This is a genomic window from Chryseobacterium fluminis (assembly GCF_026314945.1).
In the GTDB taxonomy this organism is placed as follows: domain Bacteria; phylum Bacteroidota; class Bacteroidia; order Flavobacteriales; family Weeksellaceae; genus Chryseobacterium; species Chryseobacterium fluminis.
Window position 1 is genome coordinate 3,654,564 of sequence record NZ_CP111121.1, and the last position, 23,938, is coordinate 3,678,501.

Annotated in this window: 23 protein-coding genes; 5 read left to right on the forward strand and 18 right to left on the reverse strand. The window is 37.7% G+C overall.

The window, feature by feature from the left end:
- Positions 1 to 2 precede the first annotated feature (2 nt).
- The 4 genes from ODZ84_RS16745 to ODZ84_RS16760 are packed head-to-tail and all read right to left on the reverse strand — an operon-like array spanning position 3 to position 4,405.
- Positions 3 to 224 carry a PspC family transcriptional regulator gene (locus ODZ84_RS16745; protein ID WP_169234843.1) on the reverse strand — a complete coding sequence of 74 codons (222 nt, stop codon included), beginning with the start codon at positions 222 to 224 and terminating at the stop codon, positions 3 to 5.
- Positions 217 to 1,491, reverse strand: a complete 1,275-nt coding sequence (locus ODZ84_RS16750; RefSeq protein WP_266173541.1) for a DUF2851 family protein — start codon at positions 1,489 to 1,491, stop codon at positions 217 to 219. The genes ODZ84_RS16745 and ODZ84_RS16750 overlap by 8 nt, the downstream gene beginning before the upstream one ends.
- 27 nt (positions 1,492 to 1,518) lie before the next feature.
- Entirely contained in the window at positions 1,519 to 2,667 is a 1,149-nt protein-coding gene (gene bshA, locus ODZ84_RS16755) for an N-acetyl-alpha-D-glucosaminyl L-malate synthase BshA (protein ID WP_266173542.1), read from the reverse strand.
- Positions 2,668 to 2,704: 37 nt separating this feature from the next.
- The gene (locus ODZ84_RS16760; RefSeq protein WP_266173543.1) at positions 2,705 to 4,405 is read right to left on the reverse strand and encodes a glycoside hydrolase family 3 protein; all 1,701 of its coding nucleotides are present in this window, start codon (positions 4,403 to 4,405) and stop codon (positions 2,705 to 2,707) included.
- Positions 4,406 to 4,518: 113 nt separating this feature from the next.
- Between ODZ84_RS16760 and ODZ84_RS16765 the strand changes: the two genes are divergently transcribed.
- Entirely contained in the window at positions 4,519 to 5,028 is a 510-nt protein-coding gene (locus ODZ84_RS16765) for a hypothetical protein (RefSeq protein ID WP_266173544.1), read from the forward strand.
- Between the two features lie 188 nt (positions 5,029 to 5,216).
- Here ODZ84_RS16765 and ribA read toward each other — a convergent pair whose 3' ends face one another.
- The 8 genes from ribA to ODZ84_RS16805 all read right to left on the reverse strand — a co-directional run bounded on the left by ribA (position 5,217) and on the right by ODZ84_RS16805 (position 12,270).
- Positions 5,217 to 5,813 (reverse strand): GTP cyclohydrolase II, encoded by a 597-nt coding sequence (gene ribA, locus ODZ84_RS16770; RefSeq protein WP_266173545.1) that lies wholly within the window; start codon positions 5,811 to 5,813, stop codon positions 5,217 to 5,219.
- Positions 5,814 to 5,831: 18 nt separating this feature from the next.
- On the reverse strand, positions 5,832 to 6,287 hold the full coding sequence (locus tag ODZ84_RS16775) for a hypothetical protein (protein ID WP_266173546.1): 456 nt from the start codon (positions 6,285 to 6,287) through the stop codon (positions 5,832 to 5,834).
- Positions 6,284 to 6,895, reverse strand: a complete 612-nt coding sequence (locus tag ODZ84_RS16780) for a DUF4254 domain-containing protein (protein ID WP_266173547.1) — start codon at positions 6,893 to 6,895, stop codon at positions 6,284 to 6,286. Before ODZ84_RS16780 ends, ODZ84_RS16775 begins: the two co-directional genes overlap by 4 nt.
- A 14-nt stretch (positions 6,896 to 6,909) precedes the next feature.
- Positions 6,910 to 7,131, reverse strand: a complete 222-nt coding sequence (locus ODZ84_RS16785; protein WP_266173548.1) for a twin-arginine translocase TatA/TatE family subunit — start codon at positions 7,129 to 7,131, stop codon at positions 6,910 to 6,912.
- Between the two features lie 29 nt (positions 7,132 to 7,160).
- Entirely contained in the window at positions 7,161 to 8,726 is a 1,566-nt protein-coding gene (locus tag ODZ84_RS16790) for a murein hydrolase activator EnvC family protein (RefSeq protein WP_266173549.1), read from the reverse strand.
- Positions 8,723 to 9,571, reverse strand: coding sequence for a DUF4292 domain-containing protein (locus ODZ84_RS16795; protein ID WP_266173550.1), 849 nt, complete (start codon positions 9,569 to 9,571; stop codon positions 8,723 to 8,725). The genes ODZ84_RS16790 and ODZ84_RS16795 overlap by 4 nt, the downstream gene beginning before the upstream one ends.
- Before the next feature lie 104 nt (positions 9,572 to 9,675).
- Positions 9,676 to 10,692 (reverse strand): sugar phosphate nucleotidyltransferase, encoded by a 1,017-nt coding sequence (locus tag ODZ84_RS16800; protein ID WP_266173551.1) that lies wholly within the window; start codon positions 10,690 to 10,692, stop codon positions 9,676 to 9,678.
- 150 nt (positions 10,693 to 10,842) lie between these two features.
- Positions 10,843 to 12,270 (reverse strand): oligosaccharide flippase family protein, encoded by a 1,428-nt coding sequence (locus ODZ84_RS16805; protein ID WP_266173552.1) that lies wholly within the window; start codon positions 12,268 to 12,270, stop codon positions 10,843 to 10,845.
- Between the two features lie 161 nt (positions 12,271 to 12,431).
- Between ODZ84_RS16805 and ODZ84_RS16810 the strand changes: the two genes are divergently transcribed.
- Positions 12,432 to 13,769 (forward strand): dihydroorotase, encoded by a 1,338-nt coding sequence (locus tag ODZ84_RS16810; protein ID WP_266173553.1) that lies wholly within the window; start codon positions 12,432 to 12,434, stop codon positions 13,767 to 13,769.
- A 152-nt stretch (positions 13,770 to 13,921) separates the two neighbouring features.
- On the opposite strand, the gene ODZ84_RS16815 is transcribed toward ODZ84_RS16810, so the two are convergent.
- Positions 13,922 to 14,524 carry an FMN-dependent NADH-azoreductase gene (locus ODZ84_RS16815; RefSeq protein WP_266173554.1) on the reverse strand — a complete coding sequence of 201 codons (603 nt, stop codon included), beginning with the start codon at positions 14,522 to 14,524 and terminating at the stop codon, positions 13,922 to 13,924.
- A 110-nt stretch (positions 14,525 to 14,634) separates the two neighbouring features.
- On the opposite strand from ODZ84_RS16815, the gene ODZ84_RS16820 reads away from it, so the two are divergent.
- Complete coding sequence (locus ODZ84_RS16820) at positions 14,635 to 15,012, forward strand: winged helix-turn-helix transcriptional regulator (protein ID WP_266173555.1); 378 nt, start codon at positions 14,635 to 14,637, stop codon at positions 15,010 to 15,012.
- Between the two features lie 128 nt (positions 15,013 to 15,140).
- On the opposite strand, the gene ODZ84_RS16825 is transcribed toward ODZ84_RS16820, so the two are convergent.
- The 3 genes from ODZ84_RS16825 to ODZ84_RS16835 form a co-directional block, all read right to left on the reverse strand.
- Entirely contained in the window at positions 15,141 to 16,037 is an 897-nt protein-coding gene (locus tag ODZ84_RS16825) for a helix-turn-helix domain-containing protein (protein WP_266173556.1), read from the reverse strand.
- A 132-nt stretch (positions 16,038 to 16,169) separates the two neighbouring features.
- Positions 16,170 to 17,177 (reverse strand): aldo/keto reductase, encoded by a 1,008-nt coding sequence (locus ODZ84_RS16830; RefSeq protein ID WP_266173557.1) that lies wholly within the window; start codon positions 17,175 to 17,177, stop codon positions 16,170 to 16,172.
- Between the two features lie 132 nt (positions 17,178 to 17,309).
- Positions 17,310 to 19,607, reverse strand: coding sequence for a GH92 family glycosyl hydrolase (locus ODZ84_RS16835; protein ID WP_266173558.1), 2,298 nt, complete (start codon positions 19,605 to 19,607; stop codon positions 17,310 to 17,312).
- A 191-nt stretch (positions 19,608 to 19,798) separates the two neighbouring features.
- On the opposite strand from ODZ84_RS16835, the gene ODZ84_RS16840 reads away from it, so the two are divergent.
- Both ODZ84_RS16840 and ODZ84_RS16845 read left to right on the forward strand, forming a co-directional pair.
- A complete protein-coding gene (locus tag ODZ84_RS16840; protein WP_266173559.1) occupies positions 19,799 to 20,680 on the forward strand; it encodes an SDR family oxidoreductase in 882 nt (293 codons plus the stop codon).
- A 230-nt stretch (positions 20,681 to 20,910) separates the two neighbouring features.
- A complete protein-coding gene (locus ODZ84_RS16845; RefSeq protein WP_266173560.1) occupies positions 20,911 to 21,738 on the forward strand; it encodes an endonuclease/exonuclease/phosphatase family protein in 828 nt (275 codons plus the stop codon).
- Positions 21,739 to 21,809: 71 nt separating this feature from the next.
- On the opposite strand, the gene ODZ84_RS16850 is transcribed toward ODZ84_RS16845, so the two are convergent.
- On the reverse strand, positions 21,810 to 22,496 hold the full coding sequence (locus ODZ84_RS16850; RefSeq protein ID WP_266173561.1) for a response regulator transcription factor: 687 nt from the start codon (positions 22,494 to 22,496) through the stop codon (positions 21,810 to 21,812).
- Positions 22,486 to 23,808 (reverse strand): sensor histidine kinase, encoded by a 1,323-nt coding sequence (locus ODZ84_RS16855; RefSeq protein WP_266173562.1) that lies wholly within the window; start codon positions 23,806 to 23,808, stop codon positions 22,486 to 22,488. The genes ODZ84_RS16850 and ODZ84_RS16855 overlap by 11 nt, the downstream gene beginning before the upstream one ends.
- Positions 23,809 to 23,938 lie beyond the last annotated feature (130 nt).

Sequence of the window (23,938 nt, forward strand, 5' to 3'; positions counted from 1 at the left end):
GGTTATAAATCAAAAACACTCGGTCTTCTTGTAATGAAAATATCTTTAATCCAAAGTGTAAAGGCTAATCCCAAATAAATAAGAAAGAAAAATCCTGCGGTAGCAAAAGTAGAGTAGATGAAAAATACCCTCAGCTTAGAGACAGGAATGCCCAGTTTTGCGCCTGTTCTGGTCAGAACACCAAACCATTCTCTTTCCATTTTGTGGCGAATATTATCAAACATTTGAAGATTCTTTTAAAAGTTTAAATCCGATACTGCAATTTAAGCAATTTTTTTCTTCACATGAATTTTTATAATGATAAATCAGACTCTGACTTTCTAAAGCGTTTTTGCAAGTCAATCCCAATCTTTTCCAATCACTTACCACGGCGTTTTTTTCAGCAGGAAGATGCCTGTAAAAATTCAATACTTCATCTGCTGTTTCCTCATTCTGATATTTCTGATAAGTATATTTCAGGGGTAAAACAGTATTTAAAATCAGCAATTCAACAAAGTCTCTGCTCAGCGTCTTTGGCTGGTGTACCGTAGAAATTTTTCCGAAATTGAAATGATTGTCCCAATATTCCGAAGCTTTTACTTTTTTAAATATTTCAAATATATCCTCTGAACGCTGAATATGAATAATTTTAGAAAATAAACTCTGATGCTGATGATAAAGATTCGCTAATTGTGATAAACGGATGGTCGGAAAATTAGGTGGCCGTAACCGTAAGAATTTGGGACGGAATTTTAGATCGGAAATATTAAATTTCACTTTAATAAAATCGAATTCGCGTTTCCAGATTTTCATCCGGTCATCTTCAGGGTTTTCCAGCCAACCGGAAATACCAAACAATAATGCTTCGAGCTGCGTCTCATTATGGCGGAGTTTGTTAATGATGCTGAAGTCGACACTTTCTGCGATCTGCTTAAAAATAAATGCATTAACTTTTAAACCGAAAGAATAGGCGAGGCTCTGAAATAAAACAGCTTCAAAATTGTTTTTAAACTGCTGTAAGCTTTTTTCTAATTCCAGGGACTTCTGCTCCAGTTTTTTTAACATGTTCTGTTCATGGAAATTAACCGGGATCCGGGTAGGATTAAAAATGGTTTCGCAGGGAATAAACTGACTTCCGCCCGCCAGTTTTTTATATTTCCAGAGAATATCCTGGTCGATGTAATTGAGTAATTCTAATGTCGGAATATGATTATGATTAAACTCCTCGATTTCCATGTCGTTTTGAAAAACAATATGAAGGATAATATTCTGATAATTAGGATCTGAAGAGTGGTTATGAAAGATCCAGTCGGAAGATTTGACGTGGAGCTCAATATTTCCGGCAAAAATAAGATCATTGATTTTAATTCTTGCCGATAAGAAATCCGGGCCGGAATCTGTATTCCATTTACCGAAGTCGTGTATTTCAACGGAATTCCCTTCAATATCCTTGAAGTCAAAATGTTTGAAAACCTTAAAGTTCCAAAGATATTGAAGCAGTTTTTCCGTCATAAATGTGACACAAATATAACAGAAATGCTACACTTTTGTCAACTCTTTTTTGAAATTTTCGATCGTTGTTCTATACATTTCTTCATAGATAGGAAGAATGTTTTTTAAATCGAATTTTATAGCCTGTTCTTTCGCATTTTCTTTCATTTTGGCTAAAAGTTCATCGTTGCTCAGCAGTTTAATGGTATAGTTGCTCATCGCCTCCACATTTCCGATTTCTGCTAAGAATCCGGTTTCTCCCTGGATGTTTACTTCCGGAATTCCTCCTGCATTCGAGCTGATCACCGGCGTATGGGCAGCCATTGCTTCTAATGCGGCCAAACCAAAGCTTTCCTGTTCCGAAGGCAATAAAAATACATCTGAAAGCTGAAGGATCCTGTATAAATCGTTTACTTTACCGAGCAGACGGATCTTTGAAATTAGATCAGGGTTTTCTTCTAAGAACTGACTGATCTTTTCCATATCCGGACCTTCACCGATGATGATTAATTTTGATTTAACCTTGTTCTGAACATTTTTGAAAATCTGTAGTACTTCATCGACTCTTTTTACCGGGCGCAAATTAGAAACATGGATCAGGATTTTCTCATCAGAATTGGCAAACTGGGTGCGCTGGCAGTCACTCGGTTCATCAAATTCAGAATTATCAATAAAATTGGTAATGACCTGAATTTCTTTTTTGATTTTAAAGAACTGTAAGGTATCTCTTTTAAGGCTTTCTGAAACAGAAGTGATGGCATCCGACTGATTGATAGAAAATTCTACCGCATGTTTGTAGCTTGGATGTTGTCCTACCAAAGTAATATCCGTTCCGTGAAGCGTGGTTACCAACGGAATGTCATTATTGTCTTCCCGCAACATCTGTTTTGCAGTAAAAGCTGCGTAGGCATAGGGTATAGCATAATGAGCATGCAGTAGATCCAGTTTGTAAAGATTCACTACCCGATAGATCATGGAACTTAATGCGATATCATAAGGCTGATATTGAAAAAGCGGATACGTCTGAACATTCACCCTGTGAAAGAAAATATTCGGATTGGTAATATCAAGTCTTGCAGGAAGCGCATTACTGATAAAGTGAACCTCATAGCCTTTGTTGGCCAGTGACATTCCCAGTTCTGTTGCTACGATTCCGCTTCCGCCGTATGTTGGATAGCAAAGTATGCCTATTTTCATTAGTTTATTGTTGTTTTGATGTTGTAAATAGCTGAATTCACCATTGTTTTGCAGTCGCAGTATCCAAATCGATACCCATTCCTGCCTTTAGTTGGTCATTAACCAGAACAGGCAGTCTGCCCCGGATTTTTGTCTTTCCTTTTAATGCATTGGCTGTAGCGGTCATCGAATCATCGTTATTTTCGTATGAAACGAGAACTGTGGACACTTTAGAAATATCAATATCCTTCAGCGCGTAAGCACTTCCGAAAACATTGAGAATAACATTCTGAGTTTTTGCCAAGTCTGCCAGGACTCTTTTCGATGTTTCTGAAATCTTATACGGCTTATAGGCTGTGGAATTATCTTTATGAAAGCCTACGATCACAGTCGAATTATTGGGAATGGTATTAATCTCTCCGGCTTTTTTTATGACTACATTCGATCCCAGTTCATCGACGAAAGTCTGATAAGGTGCTTCTTCCAGAGGAACATAATAGATTTGTTTTGTCTGAAGCGGAAGCAGTTTACGGTCGTCCTTTATTAAAGTTAAAGCATTCGAATATAAATTCTGAATCAATACTTTATGAGAATTGTTATTAATGTCTGAAGTGATGTTTTCCGCATTTCTGGGAGTATATTGATTAAGTCCCAGGAAATATTTAGTCAGTAGAATTTTCTTTACACTTTCTTCCACCCGTGATTGGGAAATTTCTCCTCTGTCAATGGCTTTTTGAATCAGTTTTTTTCCACTCGCCACGCCCTGAGAGAACAGCATAATATCGTTTCCGGCTTTGAAAGCCATTGCATCTAATTCTCCGGGTTTGTATTTATTCGCTACTGCTCCCATATTCAGAGCATCCGTAATAATTAAGCCCTTATATCCTAATTTTTCTTTCAGCAGGCCTGTGATAATGTTTTTCGATACGGAAGCAGGAATTCCTTTTCCTGACTCTAAAGCCGGAACATACAAATGTGCGACCATAACGCCTCCGATTCCTTTATCCATTAAAGCCTTAAAAGGGGCCAATTCTATTTTATTTAGCCGGTTAATATCGTGAGAGACTACGGGCAGGTCTAGATGTGAATCGGTATTGGTATCGCCGTGTCCCGGGAAATGTTTAATCGCAGCCAGAATACGGTTATCCTGAAGCCCGTTTGAATACGATAAAGCAGAACTGATCACATTATTCACTTCAGAACCGAAACTTCTGTTGCCAATGATGGGATTGTCAGGATTGGTATTAACGTCAACTACTGGCGCAAAATTCCAATTAATGCCCATTCTCCGGCAGTCTTCGGCAATTTTGGCAGACATCTGCTCAATTAATTTCTTATCCTGGATAGCTCCCAACGTCGTTGCCCAGGGAAATTTGTGTGCTGTTGGAATCCTCTGGTACAATCCCCATTCTGCATCCATCCCGATCATTAAAGGGATCTTTGATTTTTGCTGAAATTCGTTGACCAGATTTATTTCTCTTGCGGCATCATCCTGCATTAAAATAAGTCCTCCAATTTTATCATTAGTGATAATGTTTCTCACGCTACTGATTTCATTTTCACCTCTGTTGGTATATAAGGCTACGATAAAAAGCTGTCCTAATTTCTCATCCTGAGAAAGCGCTTGATAGGTCTTATCAACCCATTGATGAGCTATTTTCAACTCTTTTTTTGAGATGTTTTCAGGCTGGTACTGAGCGGATATGCCTGAACTTAAAAAAAAGAATATAAAGAGGGTAGCGTACACTAATTTCTTCATGATTTTTCGATATGAACAAAAATACAATTAAAAAAACGATGAAAACAAGGTTTTTGAAATTTTTGGTATATGATTTGAATACGCTTTATAAATAATAACTAAACTTCTATAAAATGAAAAAAATTTTTCCAATATTATTACTTGCTTTTGTAAGCTTATTTGTATTCAGCTGTAAGGACGATGATGAAGATTTCGATACTTATTCACAATCAAGAGATGTTGTTGGTTCTTTTACAAGTGCTAATAATTATGCATTTTCCCAGGGAATTAATATTCAGGGTACAGATGTTGTATTAGTTTACAGAAGTGCAGGAGGTGCTTGGCAGCAGATTCCAAAAACAACTTATTTAGATACTCCAAGTGCTACTGCAAGAAAATTTGATTATAATTTTGTTTTTGACTCTCAGGAGGTTCAGATTAGAATTGATGACAATAACTTTAGTTTATCATCGATGAGTGCAGGAGAAGTTAATCAATACCTGCAAAATCAGAGATTCAGAATTGTATTGGTACCTGCCAGCCAGAGTAAAAGTACCAATTCTGTAGATCACAGCGATTATAATGCTGTAGTAAAATATTATCATATTGATGAGTCTAAAATAAAGACTTACAAAGTAAATTAAGAATATATCTTTTCAGTTTTTTATAATTACAAAAGCTCCGGAATTTATTTCGGAGCTTTATTATTGTTAATTTGGAGAATCTTGCAATCTTTATACAAGCAGTTTATATAGTTAAAGGCCAGAATATTCTTACAATAAAAAACTCCGAAAGAAATTCTTTCGGAGCCCATGTTTTCTATAAGAAAATTTTAATTATCATTCTCGTCGAGTAAATGACCAAAATAATCTTTTTTAGTCTGTAAATATCCTCTGCTTACTTCATTGGCAGCAATTTGCAAAGGAATTCTTGAGTTAAGATGAATATTGCTTTCCTTTACATATTTTATCTTTTCAGGATTATTGGTTAGCAGATTAATATCTTTTATATCCAATATGTTTAAAATCTCAATAGCAACCCCGAAGTTTCTGTCATCAGCGGGAAGCCCCAGTTTCAGATTAGCTTCTACTGTATCAAATCCTTTTTCCTGAAGAGAATAAGCCTTAAGCTTATTAATGATTCCAATATTTCTCCCTTCCTGACGAAGGTAAATAATAATTCCTCCGTTCTCGTGGATATATTTCATTGCAGCATCTAACTGTTGACCACACTCACATTTTTTTGAATGGAAAACTTCTCCGGTGATACATTCTGAATGAAAACGTACATTTACAGGTTTAGAGAAATCTGTAGTATCGGCAATAATAGCCATATGGGGCATCCAGTCGTTTTCGTTTTCGGAAAAAGCAATCATTCGGAAGGTACCGTGTTCCGTCGGAACATTGGCTTCCGCCTGAATTTTAATCATTAATCGTTCTAATTAGTTTTAACTTCCTTTTATAACGTCTTCTATAATTGTGATATTGGTTTTTAACCGTACCAAGTACCTGTTAAGAACCTCATCGTCATCTTTGTTGAGATTTTTCCTGAGTCTTTGAATTTTTTTATAAGATCTTTCGAAATCTTTAACTGCTCTGTTTTTACCGCCTGCATTGTTGGCATCTATTGCATACAGATAATTCTGTAAGCTATATTTCAATGAAGAAACTTCATCATTAAGAGCAGGGTCTTTAAACTTAGGAAAGGTGGAGATCAGGTTTGAAATTTCAGAGGCATTCACATTTTCCTTGATGTTAATTTCTATGCCTTTTTTCAAACTCTTATCAGCATTCGAACCTTTTGATTCGCTATAAAAATTATTTGTCAACGGAGAAAAATTAAGTTTTTCCGTTGCGCAAGATGTTATTATTAATAGTACTCCTAAGAAAAATAGTCGTTTCATTTTTGCCCCTTTTGATAGAGGATTGGGTTAAGACTTTCATCATTATACATTTTCATCTGTTTGTATACTTTCATCTTAACATCACCGTTCTCAATATCAGCAAGCAACTGATCAATAGAAGTCGAAAGATCAATTTTCTGGGTTAGAAGGACGTCCAGTTTTTTCTGACAACTGGCTCTGTGTTCTTCTGAAGCAGATTCTCTATGAGCTTCTAATGACATGTGATAAACCTTTAGTGCAAGAATGGATAATCGGTCTACTGCCCAAGCGGGAGTTTCGGTATTTAATTTTGCATCCGGTTTAGGAGTTATATTTTCAAACTTTTTAAGAAACCAACCATCTATAAATTCTACCAAATCAGTTCTTTTCTGATTAGAAGCATCTATTGTTCTCTTCAGCTGAAGAGCTTCTGTCGGATCTATATTTTCATCTCTAATGATATCTTCTAAATGCCATTGAACGGTATCAATCCAGTTCTTTGCATACAAAATCCGTTCCAAACTGTCTTTTTCGAACGGGTTATTAATTAGAGTGTTAACGTCATCAAACATGTGATAATCTTCAATAGCTCGATTGAAGACGGCCCATGCAATCTCTGTAAAGTTCATTAATTCTGTAGAATTTAGTTGCTGGAAGAAGGATCATTGGCAGGAGGTGTAGAAGGCGTCTTTTTTTCTGCACCGGGTTTGTCTTCTTCTTTCACTGCATCTTTAAATTCTTTAATACCTGAACCTACTCCTCTCATTAGTTCCGGGATTTTTTTGCCACCGAAAAGTAATACCAGAAGTATCGCTACGATCAAGATATGTTGCCAAGATAAGGCAAGTATTGTTAGTGTATTCATGTTAATTCTTTTTGCAAAGTTAATCTTTTTTAATAAGAAACCCAACCTAATGGATCAACTGGTGAACTTCCGTTCCATACCTGGAAATCAAGGGTATAAGACCCGTCGAAATCCTGACCTACTGCTCCAAGAATCGTTCCGGCAGAAACTTGCTGGCCTTTGGAAACGTTCACACTACCCAAGTTTGAATAAATGGTGAAGTAATTCCCGTGTTTCAGCATAACGGTTTTTGTGCCGTCGCTGCTGGCGATTACTGAAGATACGGTTCCCGGAAATACAGATTTTGCTCGTGTACCGGAAGCCACCGATATTTTTATACCGTTATTTTCTTCGTAGATATTTTTAAAAACAGGATGTGGCTGTCTTCCAAAACGGTGAGTAATCTGACCGATCCTGTCGGCGGGATAGCCTAACCTACCTTTATTATCTGCAAAATTACTTCCGGCTACCGTGGTAACTCCATAATTGGTCATCGCTTTGCTTTCGGCGGCCTTTTTATCGTCTTCTTTTCTTTTTTCCAGAGCTGCTTCTGCTGCCCGGGCTGCCGTCACTTTATTGGCAGCTTCTCTTGCTTTTGCAGCCGCTTCTTCCGAAGCCTTTTTGGCCGCTACCTTTCGGGCTTCGTCTCTCGCATTGGACTCTGCTCTTGCAGCTTCCTCCGTACGTTTTCTTTCTTCTTCCGCTCTTTTTGCCGCTAATTCCGTTGCTTTTCTTGCTTCAGCTTCAGCCGCCAATCTCTCTCTTTCTAACGCCTCGGCCCGTGCTTTTGCTTCAGCTTCAATTCTTGCTTTTTCTCTTTCTGCAGCGATTTTTGCGAGACGTATTTTTTCTGCTTCAGCTTTTCGCCTTGCTTCTTCTTCAGCTTTTGCTTTTCTTATTTCTTCAGCGATAATGGTTCGGATCTGTCCTTCAAGAGCTTTTGACTGCGCCTGTTTCTGTCTCAAGTCACCTGTTAATTTTGCTTCGTTCTTTTTAAACTCTGCGACAAGCTGTTCTTTCTGCTGTCTTTCAATGTTAATCGTGGTTAAATCTTTCTGCTGATTGATCAGGAGCTGTTCCTTAGCTTTTACAGAAGACTGTTTCTGAGCGATGGTTCTTTTAATCTGGTTGGCAGCATCCGTAATTTCTGCGGCTTTTTTATCCTGGTAATCCGAGTATTGTTTCAGATATTGAACTCTTCTGATGGCTTCACCCATATTTTTCGCAGACAGAATGAAGGTTACCTTATTTTGTACCCCTTTATTCTTGTAAGCATTCACCAGAACTTCAGCATAATTCTTTCTGAGAACAGCAAGCTCTCTGTTTTGGCGGTTGATCTCCAACTGACGAAGATAAATGTCATCCTCAATAAATCTTTTCTCTTTCTGAGTATTGGAATAAACTTTCTCTCTTAAAACCAATTTCTTATTAACATTCGTCAGGTAACCGATCGACAGCTTAGACTCATTTCTGGTCTTCGCAAGATCTGTATTTATTTGTGCAATTTGTTTTTTAAGCTCGGCATTCTGTTTCTGTAACTGTTCTTTCTTTGGGCCTTGTCCAAATTGAAGTCCGAACATTACGATACCTATTAAAAAGCTAAATTTTTTAATCATTTAATCTCAATTTTCTTGTAACTGGACGGTACAGAATAGGGTGTTTCCATCCTCGAAAAGTCAAATTTCGTATTTTCCAGTAAAATCTGACTAGATTTTGAGCCTTTTATAATTATTTTAACATTTTTTGGAAGACGTATTCCACTCAATTCATCCCAGTTGCTGTATGAAATTTCCAATTCGTCAGGAGATAAGACATCTCTTAAATTGACACTTAATAAGTCGTAATTCGTATCATACTGTAAAACAATTTTATACTCTCTGGTTTTATCGTCTGTTACAATCTTTTGATTAGTATTGGAGACCAATTTAAATCCCCGGGCATTTTTTGTGAGGGTAAACTGAGAATCTGTAATTTTTACAAAAGTCCGGCCCATTAAAATTTTCTCTAGAGATTTGTAATCGATAAAATTAACGTTCAGTAAATTATTCAGGTAATCAAAATCCGAATCAATGTACGTTCTGCTGGTTTTATCCTGGCCTTTAATGCCTTCAGGAGTGGCAATTCCACGTGCAACATTAAATAGGAGAGCTGACAGATTCATCCAGACCTTTTTATTATTTTCAATATAGATCGTTGCATCAAGGGTTGGAATAAAACTGCCTGTTTCTACATTTACTTTACTGTTGATTTTGATCTGATCAAATTTTGGCGGAACCAATACGTGTTCATAGAATGTAAGTTTGTCTCTTACCGGTTCATTGGCATCCTTTGGATTATTACCGTTACCGGTAACATAAGTGCTGTCTGTTTTTATAGGGTTGTCTTTTTTCCGGCTGGCATTCCTGGTTTTGCAGGAAGTCACCACGAAAAGTAATACTATTAGCGGAATCCAATTTTTCATGTATATACCTTTGAGTTAAAAAATAAGGTGCAATATTAACGCCAAACCACACAAAAATATTTTGTGTGGTTTGGTTTTATGTAAGTTACGTTAATGATAATCTATTATTTAGATAAAAAATCTAAAACGGAATAATCTCCTAATGAGATCTCTCTGGATACCCCGAAGTACTGAGCCGAATTTCCAATCATCGAATTGGAAAGATTGCCGTGATTAATCCTTGTGTTTTCCTGAATCAATGAGTTTTCAATATTTGAATTCACAATGATGGTATTATTTCCCAGTGAAACGCCAGGACCTACTTTAGAATTGGAAATCTTTACATTTTCACCGATAAAACATGGCTGTATGATGAGTGAGTTTTCAATAACTGCAGAAGCAGGATAATTCAGCATTTCTTCTTTTTCGTAGTCCAGGATTTTGCTGTTTGTTTCGACGGTAGCATTTTTATTCCCGCAGTCCATCCAGTCATTTACTTTTCCTAAAGTAAATTTTGCCCCCTTCGCTCTAAGGTTTTCCAGTGCTGTTGTTAACTGATACTCGCCACCATTTTTAATATTATTATCCATGATGTAATTAATCTCATCCATCAGTTTTTCGGCACTGTTAAAATAATAGATACCGATAATAGCCAGATCTGAAACGAAAGTTGCCGGTTTTTCGACAAAGTCGGTAATAAAACCGTAGTTGTCCAATTTTACAACTCCGAATGCAGAAGGATCTTCAACACTTTTCACCCAGATCACTCCATCGGAGTTTTTATCTAAAATAAAGTCTGCACGGAAAAGGGTGTCTGCAAAGGCGATCACCACATCTCCTGTCATCGATTGTTCGGCACATTTGATCGCATGAGCGGTGCCCAGAGGATCATTCTGGTAATAGATGCTTCCTTTTGCTCCTAATTTTTCGGCAATCTGTAACAGAGATTTTTCAATCTCCGGACCAAAATCTCCGATGATAAATGCTACTTCTTCAATTTTTTCTCCTGCAACTTTAGCAATATCTTCTACCAGTCGTTGTACGATAGGTTTTCCGGCGATAGGAATAAGAGGTTTTGGAACCGTTAAGGTATGTGGGCGTAATCTGGAACCACGCCCAGCCATAGGAACAATAATTTTCATAAAATATATAAGAATGTTTTTATTTGTTTGTTTTAATTTCAGGTTAAAGATAATAAATTAAAACCCATCTTCAGAGTAACATTTATCATATCTTCGAAACCCTCGTCACGTTTTTCGCAGACTGTTTATCAGCAAAACAGAGACCAAAAGTTAATTTTTCCTGATTTTGGAAAGCAGCATGTCTTTTTCGGAGTATGCCAAAATTCCGATAAAAATTAAGAATAATAAATTACTGGTTACGATGTGATAGTTTAGATATTTCACAATAATAAGACTGAATACGCCGAGTAATATCAGGAAAAACGACATTTTTTTCATTCTGTAGGGGATAGGATAATATTTCTGCCCCAACAGATAGGATACAATCATCATAACGGCATAGGCCCCGAAAGTGGCCCATGCAGAACCGATCATACTGTGGAAATAGTTCAGTGCCAACAGGTTCAGTGCGATATTGATTCCCGCTCCGAGCCATGAGATAACAGTTCCTATACTGGTCCTGTCGGTTACTTTATACCAGGTTGAAAAGTTGTAATAGATCCCGAAGCAAAGATTGGCCACAACAATGATCGGAATGATATCTATAGCGATCCAGTAAGATTTATTGGGTATAAAAACGTCTTTCAGCCAGGCAATATTGGCAATGATTCCTAAGGCTACGGCACAGGCAAAAAAAGCAAAATATTCAGCCACCTTTGCATAGGTTTTTTTTGCGTCCCCTTTATCCATCTGTTTGAAAAAGAACGGTTCAATACCCATTCTGTAAGCCGTAACAAATAAGGTCATCAGTACCGCCAGCTTATAACAGCCTCCATAAGCACCGGCCTCTTCATCTGATATATGGTTTCTCTGTATAGATTTATCGAAGTTTTCATTCACCATAAAGGCCAGCCCTGCCAGCATTAAAGGAAACGAATATCTGATCATCCGGGCAAATAAAGAGGTTATGAACTGAAATCTTACCTTTATGATGATCGGAAGCAGTAATAAAAAGCCTAAAGCGCTTCCGGCAAGATTACTGAAAAACGGGTAATCTACATTCTGATTTAAACCCAAGCCTTTTGAGATACTTTGTGGAATCCAGAAGAATAAAGCTGCCGTGAAAAACGCCTGAAAAACTGCCTGAATAATTCTCACGGCAGAATATTTGACCGGCTTGTTATGAAAACGCAGCCATGCAAACGGAATCACCAGTAAATTGTCAAAAAAGGCGATTAGTGCAAACCATTTAATATATTCAGGATGGTCATGGTAACCTGCATAATCTGCTATCGGCTGGTTGAATAAATAACAAAGAGCCAGGAATAGGGTGGAGGTTGAAAACAGAAACCAAAATGAAGTATTGAAAGTTTTCTTTTCATTTCCATCTTCTGCTGAGAATCTGAAATAAGCCGTTTCAAAACCAAAAGAAAGCATAATATTAACAAACGAAATCCATGCATACAGCTGTGTGAAAACCGCAAAACCTTCATTGGGAATTTTGTAGATCAAAAGTGGATTAAGAATAAAAAGTATTATTCTGGGCGCTATGGCTCCTACTCCGTAGATGATGGTCTGCCCTAATAGTTTCTTGTACAAAGTCGAAATTTTTTCTGCAAATGTAAATATTTAGAAACAGATTTTGATCTGCACGGTCAAAATTCATTCATAAACCTTAATTTTGTTTTTATACGTGAAACATAATAAAGTAGTATTTAAATATAACTTCTTATGTCCTAAATATAATCTAAATAGTAAAGATGAAGACCTTAATTAAAAATGTAAAAATCGTAAACGAAGGGAAGATCGTTGAAGGCGATATTTTAATTGAAAATGATTTAATATCCAAAATAGATTCCCGGATTTCAGAGGAAACTGATCAGGTTATTGATGGCGGAGGAAAATATCTTCTACCCGGCGTCATCGATGATCAGGTGCATTTCCGTGAGCCGGGCCTTACCCATAAAGGCAACATCGAGACCGAATCGCGTGCAGCTGTTGCAGGCGGGATAACTAGTTTTATTGATCAGCCCAATACCGTTCCCAATGCAGTTACCCAGGAATTACTGGCCGATAAATATGAGATTGCTTCTGAAAAAGCCTATGCCAATTACGGTTTTATGATGGGCGGAACCAATGATAATCTGGAAGAAGTATTAAAAACAAATCCGAGAAATGTACCCGGAGTTAAACTTTTTCTTGGTTCTTCCACAGGGAATATGCTGGTAGACAATCCTGAAACGCTGGAGAATATTTTCGGCAATACAAAAATGCTTATTGCTGTTCATTGCGAAGATGAAGCAACCATCAGGGCCAATACTCAGAAATATATGGATAAATACGGTGATGATATTCCTGTAAAATTCCACCATCTGATCAGAAGTGAAGAAGCCTGCTATCTGTCTTCTTCAAAAGCAGTTGAGCTGGCAGAAAAAACAGGAGCCAGGCTTCATGTTTTTCACTTGTCTACCGCAAAAGAAACAGAACTTTTCAGAAATGATATTCCTTTAAAAGATAAAAAAATCACAGCAGAAGTCTGTGTTCATCACCTGACATTCACCAACGAAGATTATGATACCAAAGGAGGATTGATCAAATGGAACCCTGCTGTAAAAACTCAGAAAGACAAAGATGGGCTTTGGGAGGCATTGCTGGATGATAGAATTGACGTAATTGCCACTGACCATGCCCCTCATACCTGGGAAGAAAAGCAGAATGTCTATACAAAATGTCCTTCGGGAGCGCCTTTGGTTCAGCATTCCTTAGTCGTGATGCTGGAAAATTATATCGACGGGAAAATTTCTCTGGAAAAAATTGTTGAAAAAATGGCTCATAACCCTGCGATTCTTTTCAGGGTGGAGAAGAGGGGTTTTGTAAGAGAAGGCTATAAAGCGGATTTGGTTTTGGTAGATTTAAACGAAAACTGGACGGTAGAAAAAGAAAATATCCTTTATAAATGCGGTTGGAGTCCACTGGAAGGCATGAATTTCCACTCTAAAGTGACGCACACGTTTGTCAATGGAAACCTGGTTTATGAAAATGGAAAAGTTAATGATACAAAATTCGGGGAGCGTTTGCTTTTTGAAGTGGCAGAATAAATGATAAACAAATAATTATATCAATAGGAACGGGCTTTAGCCCGTTTTTTATGTTGAATCAATAGGCTTTAGCCAAAACTTATTGTAAATAATAATCCCTGTCAGGGTTCAAAGCCCTGACAAGGATTAATTAACTAACATTATTAAAAAAATTAATCAATCGTAATCTCTTCAATCGCTTTTTCCAAAGAAGTTTCCTGGATTCCCGGAATCGACAAACCTTCTGCACGGAAGACACTGACATCAGAAACTCCGTAAAAACCAAAAATATTTTTAATATACGGAACATTAGAATCATAGATCTGATAAGGACCTTCAGAATAAATATTTCCCGACGTAAAAGCAATATACAGTTTTTTATCATTCAGCAAACCTTTAGGTCCGTTTTCATCATATTTAAAAGTATATCCTGCTCTTGAGGTAAAGTCGAAATAAGCCCGCAAAGTTGCAGGAACAGAGAAGTTGTACATTGGCGAATCGATAACAATAATATCAGCTTCCTTCAACTCAGAAATTAAATCTTCAGAATATCTGTTGATAGATTGCTGTTCTGGCGAATGGTTTTCTGCCGGTGAAAAGAAAGTAATAATATGTTCTTCTTCTAAAAACGGAACCGGATTTTGGGTAAGATCACGTTCCCTTACAACACTGTCAGAATATTTTTCCTGAATCTTTTCGATAACAGCATTTCCTAATTTTCTACTTGCCGAAACTTCCTTTCTCGGGCTTGAAATAATGTGAAGTATGTTTCTCATTTTTTTTAATTAAAATTTCTTTCACAAAATTATGTACATTTGCTTATGAAAAGTTAGTAGTGAACTAAAGGTTAGCAGTAACTTTTTGGTTAGTTGAAAAATTCTGATGTATGGAAAAAACAATTACGGTAAATAATTCTGAATGCAGTAAGAAATGTTCTCAAAGTCTTTCATCTGTTGAAGATGCCCTGTATGTGATCGGAGGAAAATGGAAACTGAAGATCATCATTGTATTACAGGAAAGCGGAAATATCCGTTTTAACGAACTTCAGAGAAGTATTCAGGGTATTTCAGCAAGAGTACTCTCCAATGAGCTGAAAGACCTGGAACTTAATGGTTTTGTCAAAAGAGTCGTTCACGCAGAACAGACTCCGGTTATTGTGGAATATATTTCTACTGATTACAGCAGGACGCTTAAAAATGTAATCATGTCACTTTCAGAATGGGGACAAACCCATAAACGGAACATCAGAGAAGATGCATTTTAAAGATTTCATGTGTAAAACTGTCAGTCATATCATCTGTGATCGGGATATAATTTCGCCGTCAGACTCTACCCTTTATTTGAATTTAAAGATAATTATCTGTGAAGTCTGTAGGCTATGGTTCAGGGAAATCAATTGAAGGACTGCCTGAATTCCAACGGCGACATATTGGTTTTCTTTCTGAAGAGTGTACTGAAAGACTGAGAATGCTCAAATCCCAATTCATACGCAATTTCGCTCACCGAAAGTGCTGTTGTTGAAAGCTTTTCTTTTGCCTTGCTGATCAGTTTTTCATGAATATGCTGTTGGGTATTCTGTCCGGTATGCACTCTCAAAAGATCACTTAGATAATTGGCTGAAAGATTCATCGCTTCTGCAATTCGGTGTACTGTCAAAAGTCCTTTATCAGAAGATTCTTTATCAAAATAATCATTCAGATAGGATTCAAATTTAGTTAAAAGCTGATGGCTTCCGCTTTTTCGGGTAATAAACTGTCTCTCGTAAAACCGTTTGGAATAATTTAACAGCAATTCAATCTGTGACAAAATAATTTCCTGCGTATGATGATCGATATGCTGACATTCTTTATCGATTTTATACATTATTTCAAGCAAATTATTCTCTTCCTCTTCAGATAAATGCAATGCCTCATTCACGGCATAGGAGAAAAATCCGTAAGAAGAGATCGTTTTTGCCAATGAATGTTTCAACAGAAAATCTTCATGGAAGATAAGAAGGTATCCTGTATTTTCACAGTCCATGGTTTTCAGATCCAGGTACTGGACCTGATTGGGAGCAGTAAAACTCAGTACCCCTTTGTCATAATCATAATGTTGCTGTCCGTATTTTATTTTTCCTGTGGCATTCCGCTTCAGGGCAACACAATAATATCTGCTGACAAAGCCTTTCCAGACCTCATCTTCAATAAAAACACTTTCATGAAGATTGATCACACTTACCATCGGATGCTTTGGTTCAGGAAGAGACAGCAATTTGTGAAATGCTGAAACAGACTGTATGGTGTTCATAGTTTTAAACTTTTATTTTTATGGTGCGTACGGATTTCATTCAATCAGGGTTGTCAGAGTATTTCGTTCAGATATAAACCTAACAGGTTTTTAAAACCTGTTAGGTTGAATTGATTAATAAGTAAAGGTACATTAATAGTCCAGCAATCCCATACTGAATTCATCATAAGGTTTACCTGTATCTGTTCCCAACGGTACGATACTTTCCAGCTTCTGAAGTTCAGCTTCTGACCATTCAATCGTTGATGCTTCAATATTCTGTTCAAGATATTTTCTGCGTTTGGTTCCGGGAATAGGAAGAATTCCTTTACTGATGATCCATGCCAGTGCCAGTTGTGAGGAAGTGATATTTTTTTCTTTTGCAAGACTTTCAATCGCTTTCACCAATTCGATATTTTTATGAAATTGTTCCCCCTGAAAACGAGGAATTCCTCTTCTGAAATCATTTTCAGGCAAATCATCAATCGTCTTGATATTTCCGGATAAAAACCCTCTTCCCAGCGGAGAATAAGCCACAAAACCAATACCCAGTTCTTTCAGTGTTTTTATCACTCCTTTTTCTTCTACCGTTCTTTCAAACAAAGAATATTCACTTTGTACTGCCGAAAACGGATGAACGGCATGCGCTCTTTTTACCGTTTCAGAAGATACTTCCGACAACCCGATATATCCTATTTTCCCTTCTTTTACCAATTCGCTCATCGCTCCGACAGTTTCTTCAATTGGAGTATTTTTATCAAGACGGTGCATATAATAAAGGTCGATATAGTCTGTTTTCAGGTTTTTCAGGGAACGTTCAACTGATTTTTTTATGTACTCTTTTTTTCCGTTGATTTTCCACGTCACCTGGTCATTGTCATCAATTTCCCACCCGAATTTTGTCGCGATAATATAGGCATTGCGATTTCCTTCAATAGCTTTTGCGATTAACTGTTCGTTTTTGAAAGGGCCGTATAAATCAGCTGTATCTAAAAAATTACCACCGAGTTCCAGCGAACGGTGAATGGTTGCAATCGCTTCTTTTTCATCGGTTTTACCGTACATATCTGCATCTCCGAAACCTGTCATTCCCATACACCCCAAACCGATGTTCGGAACGATTAGACCCTGGCTTCCCAGTTGTATCTGATTCAATTTCATATTGTTGATTTTTATTGATACAAAATTCAGCAGAAATTAAGAATCTTATGTATGCAAAACCATGATTGTCGTATTCAAATTACGGATTGTTTTTTTATTGTACTCTTGCCAGAGTTAAAAACTTGATAAGAATTATTTCCGGGCTTTTGAACGCATATGAAAACTCAGTTTTCCACCATTCATAATATCAGAATGTTTCAGGGTATAGTTTTTTATTTCTTTTCCATTCAGAAGGATTTTTTCAACATATACATTTTTAGGACTCTGATTGACTGCCTCTATTTCGAATGTTTTTCCGTTTTCTAAGTTTAAAACAGCGTGATCAACCGCCGGACTTCCGATCGCATAATTTTCCGAACCCGGAGCCACAGGATAAAACCCAAGTGAGCTTAAAATATACCAGGCACTCATCTGTCCTGCATCGTCATTTCCGCCCAATCCGTCAGGAGTCGCTTTGTACTGCATTTCTAAGATGCGTCTTATTTGCGCCTGTGTTTTCCAGGGCTGTCCCGCCCAGTTATAAAAATAAGCAACATGGTGGGCCGGTTCGTTGCCGTGAACATACCCTCCGATGATTCCTTCTCTGGTAATGTCTTCAGTATCTGCAAAAAACTCGTCCGGTAAATGCATCGTAAACAATTCATCCAGCTTTGAGGCAAACTTTTTCTTTCCTCCCATGGCCTGAATCAATTGATCCGGGTTTTGAGGAACGAAGAAACTGTAGTTCCAGGAATTTCCTTCAATGAAACCCTGTCCGTGTGTACTCAGAGCATTAAAATCTTTTTTAAAAGTTCCATCCGCCAAACGTGGCCGCATAAACCCGACTGTTTTATCGAAATTATTTTTCCAGTTTTCGGAGCGTTTTATAAATTGGTTATAAATTTCTGTTTCTCCAAGATGTTTTGCCAACTGAGCAATAGCCCAGTCGTCGTAGGCATACTCCAAAGTATTGGAAACGGAAGTCCCGTTTTTTTCCGCAGGAATATAGCCAAGATCTATATACTGTCCGATTCCCTCGTAATCTCTCTTATTGGCCGTTTCTACACAAGCTTTTAGTGCTGCTTGTGCGTCCCCGGTGTAGTTTCCTTTAATAATGGCGTCTGCCACTACACTCACGCTGTGATATCCGCTCATGCACCAGTTATCATTGGCATAATGCGACCATATCGGAAGCATTTTCATCGAAAACTGGTCATAATGGGCCATCATGGATTTTACCATATCATCATTCCTCTTGGGCTGAATGATATTGAAGAAAGGATGAAGTGCCCGATAGGTATCCCAAATCGAGAAGGTGGTATAGTTGATGAAGCCGTCCGCTTTATGAATATTTTGATCTAAACCTTTATACTCTCCATTGAAATCTGTATATGTTGTGGGATTGATAAAAGTATGATACATTGCGGTGTAAAAGTTCATTTTTTCAGTGTCAGAACCTTTTATAACAATCTTGTTTAGTTCTTTATTCCAGCTTTCCTGTGTTTGTGCTTTCACCTGGTCAAAAGAGAGGCTTCCGGTTTCTTTTTCTAAATTTTCGAGTGCATTGGCCTGACTTACGGGAGAAATGGCCAGCTTAACTTCAATCGCCTCGTTTTCATCGGTATCAAAATCAAAATACATCTTCAGGTTTTTTCCTGCGATTTCCGGAAAGTTTTTGGTCTGGTCAAATTTCCTCCAGAATCCGTTATACACCTGTTTCCCGTCATAATTTTTCTGTCCGTACGACTTAAACGGTTTTGAAAACTTCATCGCAAAATATACGGTTCTTGTTCTCGCCCAGCCGTTGGTCTGTCGATAACCGGTAATGGTGTTTCCATTTTCTACGCGAATATAAGTCCATACATTCTTGCCGTCATAATTGTAAATTCCGGCCATCATATCTAAAATCAGGTGTGCCTGGTCAGATTTCGGAAAAGTATACCGGTGAACTCCGACTCTGGTAGTGGCCGTTAATTCAGCCAAAATATTATCATCTTCCAGTTTAACTTTGTAGTAGCCTGCTTCTGCCTGTTCATTCTGATGGGAAAATCTGCTTCTGTATCCGTTTTCAGGATGAGCTGCCGTTCCGGGATTCAGCTGTAATTTTCCCACGGTGGGCATGACTAAAAAATCTCCCAGGTCAGAATGCCCCGTTCCGCTGAAATGGGTAGCACTGAATCCTACAATTGTTTTGTCTTCATATCGGTATCCTGCACAGTATTTATAGACATCACCGTTGTATTTACCGTTCATTTCGTAAGAAATGGTATCGGTTTCCGGGCTTAGCTGGACAGCTCCAAATGGTGCCGTGGCTCCGGGATAAGTGTGTCCCATTTTTTCACTTCCGATTAACGGATTGACGTAGGGGTGTAAATTTTCTAATTTTTGAGCTTTACCATATAAACTAAAAAATAAAATAAAAAGAAAAACAGTAGTTTCTGGTCTTTTCATGAGTGAATATATTTTTTTCGGAGCTTAAATTTAATTAATTTTAAAATGTCTTTTTAGTTTATTTCGGAGGTTCAGGATTTCGGCGGCAAAGCCGCCGAAATCCTGAACCGTTAAAACCTTATTATTTTGAGCATATCATTTATGACGTGTCGAACAACTTAAAATCTTAAATTTACTGAAACAATAAAATTATGAATCCATATACACAGCCGATGTTGCGTGAAGATGCGCTTAAAGATAAAGTGGCGATCGTTACCGGTGGCGGAAGCGGCCTTGGAAAAGCCATGACCAGATATTTTCTTCAATTGGGCGCAAAAGTCGTCATTACATCCAGAAATCTGGAGAAATTACAGGGTACTGCAAAAGAGCTGGAGGAAGAAACCGGAGGAAAGGTTCTTTGCGTGGCTTGCGATGTAAGAAACTGGGATGAAGTGGAAGCCATGAAAGAAACTGCCTTAAAAGAATTCGGGAGAATCGATATCTTACTGAATAATGCTGCAGGAAATTTCATTTCTCCAACGGAAAGGTTAACCCATTCCGCTTTTGATTCTATTTTAGATATTGTACTGAAAGGAACAAAAAACTGTACGCTTTCTGTAGGAAAGCACTGGATCGATTCGAAATCTCCGGGCACAGTCTTAAATATTGTAACCACCTATGCCTGGACAGGTTCTGCTTATGTAGTTCCTTCGGCCTGTGCAAAAGCCGGCGTACTGGCGATGACACGGTCTCTTGCTGTGGAGTGGGGGAAATATAACATCAGATTTAATGCCATCGCGCCGGGACCATTTCCAACAAAAGGAGCTTGGGACAGGTTACTTCCGGGAGATATGAAAGATCAGTTCGATCTGGCAAAGAAAAATCCGCTAAAAAGAGTAGGTGAGCATCAGGAACTGGCCAATCTTGCCGCTTATTTAGTTTCCGATTTTTCATCTTTTGTGAATGGTGAAGTGGTAACCATCGACGGTGGCGAGTGGCTTCAGGGCGCCGGTGAGTTTAATATGCTGGAAGATATTCCGCAGGAGATGTGGGATGCGCTGGAAGCCATGATTAAAGCAAAAAAATCAAACTGATAAAGAAATACGTTTTCAGCTTAAAGATGAGAACCACAAAGCCTGAGTTTTAATAAGCTTTTATTTCAACTGACTATACATTAATTAAGTCATGTTGATCATTAGCTGCATTTTTCCATTATCAGGTTTGCTGTCTGGTGTATTGAAAAACGAACATAATAATTACACATAAGACTTCTCTCTTCGGAAGAAGTCTTATTTTTGTTCTTTATTAATTAAAATATATGATTATGAACTGGAGATTTTTTATGGTATTCCTGATGTTTTTCGGGTTAAGCTTTTCGCAAGACCTGAAAGTAATGAGTTTTAATATAAGACTGAATGTGGAATCCGATAAGGAAAATGCATGGCCGGAGAGAAAACAGGATGTCATGGACTTACTGAGCTATTATCATCCCGATTATTTTGGCGTTCAGGAAGCGCTTCCTGAGCAGATGCAAGATATCAAAACAGGACTGAAAAGTTATGATTACGTAGGCGTTGGAAGAGAGGATGGAAAAATGAAGGGCGAATTTTCGGCTATTTTTTATGATACGAGCAGACTTCAGGTTGTAAAATCCGGAACTTTCTGGCTGTCCGAGACCCCTGACAAACCTTCAAAAGGATGGGATGCTGCTTTGAACAGAATCTGTACCTATGCTGTTTTCAGAGACAAAAAATCGAAAAAAGAATGGATGGCTATGAATCTTCATTTCGACCATATCGGAAATGTAGCCAGGGTGAAATCTTCAGAATTGATTTTAAAGAAAATTAAAGAGCTTAATCCGGATAATTTACCACTGACGCTGACTGGAGATTTCAATTTAACTGAAGATTCGGAGCCTGTTAAGATTTTATCACAGAATCTCGAAGATTCTTTTTACAATTCGGAAAAACTGCATTATGGTCCGGTAGGAACCTTTACAGGATTTAATGTCAATGAAGTTCCAAAAGACAGGATTGACTATATTTTCGTAAAAGGATTCAGAATAAAGTCACACAGACATGTTAACGACAGAAGAAACAATTTACTGTATCCGTCAGATCATTTTCCGGTATTGGTAGATTTACAGTTTTAAATAGATAACAATTTATAAATCATAAGCTTTATTCATCCGGATAGAGCTTATTTTTTTGATCGACAAAGAATTTATTCCTTTGGGAAATTGATTTCAAAGCCGATTCCGCGCAGAGAAAGGATCTTTATTTCCGGATCGTGCTGAAAGTACTTTCGCAGCCTGCTGATAAAAACATCAAGACTTCTTCCTGTAAAATAATCATTCGTTTCCCACAGACGATCAAGAATATCATCTCTTTTTAAGGTCTTCTGATTATGGGCAAGGAAATAAAGCAGCAGTTCCTGCTCGCGAATGGTCAGCCGGATGTTGCCTGCCGGATGAGAGAGAAGCAGTTTTTCCGTATCAAGAACATATTGTCCTATTCTGATAGAGGTTTCAGTAGCGGTGGGAGCCGTTCTTTTCAGGATATTTTTAATTCTCAGGACCAGCTCTTCGGGATCACAGGGCTTTGCGATATAATCATCGGCCCCGATTTTCAAACCGGTCAGCCGGTCAATCTTTTGATTTTTAGCCGTCAGAAATAATAGGGGAAAATTGGGTTTTTCCTTTAAAATCATTTTGGCTAAAGAAAAGCCGTCGATATTGGGCATCATAATATCTAAAATACCCAAATGAAAATGAAATTCCGATGATAGAACGGGAATTATTTCTTCAGGATTCTGAAACCAGATTACGTCAAAATCTTCCAGTTCCAGGTATTGTTTCAGAATCATTCCGAAATCCGGGTCATCTTCAGCAAGGAGAATTTTAGTGTTCATAGGGAATGGATATTTTAAATACGGTACCGGAATTCACGGTGCTGGAAACGTCTACTTTCCCGTTATATTTTGTAATGATTTTCTTAACGAAATAGAGCCCCAATCCTAATCCTTTGGTGTTATGAATATTGTTGGACTGTATTCGGTAGAATTTTTCAAAGATATTGTTCAGTTCACTCTTTTCGATTCCGTCTCCATTATCCGACACCCCGATCTCAAGAGTATCCTTAGAAGAACTGATGTCAATTTTAATATCAGAAGCTCCGTACTTCACACTGTTTTCGCAAAGGTTTTTAATAACCGTCTCCATCAGATTCTTATCCAGATGAAACTCCTCACAAACAGTGTTTTTCAGGTTAAATTTTATATCCGGATAGGTGAAAGCCAGATCATGGACAAAAAAGTCCCAGTCTGCAGGCTTTATTTTGATCACTTCTGTCTCCGGTTCATCTGTATGCAGCTGAAGCATTAAATTTTCCAGACGCTGTATTTGTCTGTCAATGAGAGGAAGCGTTTCCGGATTGAATTCCTTTTTTAACGTTTTGGATGCAATTTTTAAGGTGGCGATCGGCGTTTTGAATTCATGGGAAATATTATCCACCACAGTGTGGAGCATATCTACCTGTTTCTGTTGTTTAATTAAATTTCTGACGGTAAAAAGATAGATCAGTAAAACACTTAACAGTAAGGAGGTACAGCATAGAATCAGCAATGTAAGTTCTTTGAAAACGATACTTTTAATATTTAAAATCTGAAATTCGGTTTTGCTTTTTACCAGAAAAGAATCGTTCTTTTCTAATTTTTTGTTTTCATCATTCGTAGCTGATGATGAGGTTTCCCATCTTCCTGAATTTGAGATTCCCACCTTTTCCAGTCTGTTCTCGGTGTCATATAAAACAATAGGATGATCGATTAATTTTGTGCTGTCGGGGATATAGATGATCGATATATACTGAATTTTGGCAGCAATGAGATAGCCTTCCTTCTCAAATTTCTGATCAATATATTTACTGAGTCTGCTCTGATTTTCTTTTCTGTTTTTTTCGAAATATCCCAAAAAGTCTTTCCTACTGATTTTTTTATGATGGTAATCGATGAAAAGCTTCTGAATAATGTCATCCTTATCCGCTTTTTTCAGTCCGCCCGCATCTTCTAATTTGTCGGTGTAGTGAGTAAGCCCTTCGTGTACGGTCCTGTAGATTTCACGTTCTTTCACCTGATAGGTTTTGTACATAAAATAAACCTGAATCCCAAGAAGGAGCAGGAACAGAGCCGCAAAGAGCGAGATCAGGTATTTACTTTTTAATATCATCCGGAGCAAAGATAAAATTTTAGTCTTTCCCTAATAGACATTAACCTTGCATTAACCTTCCGTTAACCGTAATTCTTTCCGCCAATCTGCAATTTTGCCAGTGAAGAATAATGAAACTGTTCTTCAAAAT

Coding starts and splice junctions, on each gene's coding strand:
- ODZ84_RS16745 (WP_169234843.1), bottom strand. CDS start 224: ATGTTTGATAATATTCGCCACAAAATGGAAAGAGAATGGTTTGGTGTT.
- ODZ84_RS16750 (WP_266173541.1), bottom strand. CDS start 1,491: ATGACGGAAAAACTGCTTCAATATCTTTGGAACTTTAAGGTTTTCAAA.
- bshA (WP_266173542.1), bottom strand. CDS start 2,667: ATGAAAATAGGCATACTTTGCTATCCAACATACGGCGGAAGCGGAATC.
- ODZ84_RS16760 (WP_266173543.1), bottom strand. CDS start 4,405: ATGAAGAAATTAGTGTACGCTACCCTCTTTATATTCTTTTTTTTAAGT.
- ODZ84_RS16765 (WP_266173544.1), top strand. CDS start 4,519: ATGAAAAAAATTTTTCCAATATTATTACTTGCTTTTGTAAGCTTATTT.
- ribA (WP_266173545.1), bottom strand. CDS start 5,813: ATGATTAAAATTCAGGCGGAAGCCAATGTTCCGACGGAACACGGTACC.
- ODZ84_RS16775 (WP_266173546.1), bottom strand. CDS start 6,287: ATGAAACGACTATTTTTCTTAGGAGTACTATTAATAATAACATCTTGC.
- ODZ84_RS16780 (WP_266173547.1), bottom strand. CDS start 6,895: ATGAACTTTACAGAGATTGCATGGGCCGTCTTCAATCGAGCTATTGAA.
- ODZ84_RS16785 (WP_266173548.1), bottom strand. CDS start 7,131: ATGAATACACTAACAATACTTGCCTTATCTTGGCAACATATCTTGATC.
- ODZ84_RS16790 (WP_266173549.1), bottom strand. CDS start 8,726: ATGATTAAAAAATTTAGCTTTTTAATAGGTATCGTAATGTTCGGACTT.
- ODZ84_RS16795 (WP_266173550.1), bottom strand. CDS start 9,571: ATGAAAAATTGGATTCCGCTAATAGTATTACTTTTCGTGGTGACTTCC.
- ODZ84_RS16800 (WP_266173551.1), bottom strand. CDS start 10,692: ATGAAAATTATTGTTCCTATGGCTGGGCGTGGTTCCAGATTACGCCCA.
- ODZ84_RS16810 (WP_266173553.1), top strand. CDS start 12,432: ATGAAGACCTTAATTAAAAATGTAAAAATCGTAAACGAAGGGAAGATC.
- ODZ84_RS16815 (WP_266173554.1), bottom strand. CDS start 14,524: ATGAGAAACATACTTCACATTATTTCAAGCCCGAGAAAGGAAGTTTCG.
- ODZ84_RS16820 (WP_266173555.1), top strand. CDS start 14,635: ATGGAAAAAACAATTACGGTAAATAATTCTGAATGCAGTAAGAAATGT.
- ODZ84_RS16825 (WP_266173556.1), bottom strand. CDS start 16,037: ATGAACACCATACAGTCTGTTTCAGCATTTCACAAATTGCTGTCTCTT.
- ODZ84_RS16830 (WP_266173557.1), bottom strand. CDS start 17,177: ATGAAATTGAATCAGATACAACTGGGAAGCCAGGGTCTAATCGTTCCG.
- ODZ84_RS16835 (WP_266173558.1), bottom strand. CDS start 19,607: ATGAAAAGACCAGAAACTACTGTTTTTCTTTTTATTTTATTTTTTAGT.
- ODZ84_RS16840 (WP_266173559.1), top strand. CDS start 19,799: ATGAATCCATATACACAGCCGATGTTGCGTGAAGATGCGCTTAAAGAT.
- ODZ84_RS16845 (WP_266173560.1), top strand. CDS start 20,911: ATGAACTGGAGATTTTTTATGGTATTCCTGATGTTTTTCGGGTTAAGC.
- ODZ84_RS16850 (WP_266173561.1), bottom strand. CDS start 22,496: ATGAACACTAAAATTCTCCTTGCTGAAGATGACCCGGATTTCGGAATG.
- ODZ84_RS16855 (WP_266173562.1), bottom strand. CDS start 23,808: ATGATATTAAAAAGTAAATACCTGATCTCGCTCTTTGCGGCTCTGTTC.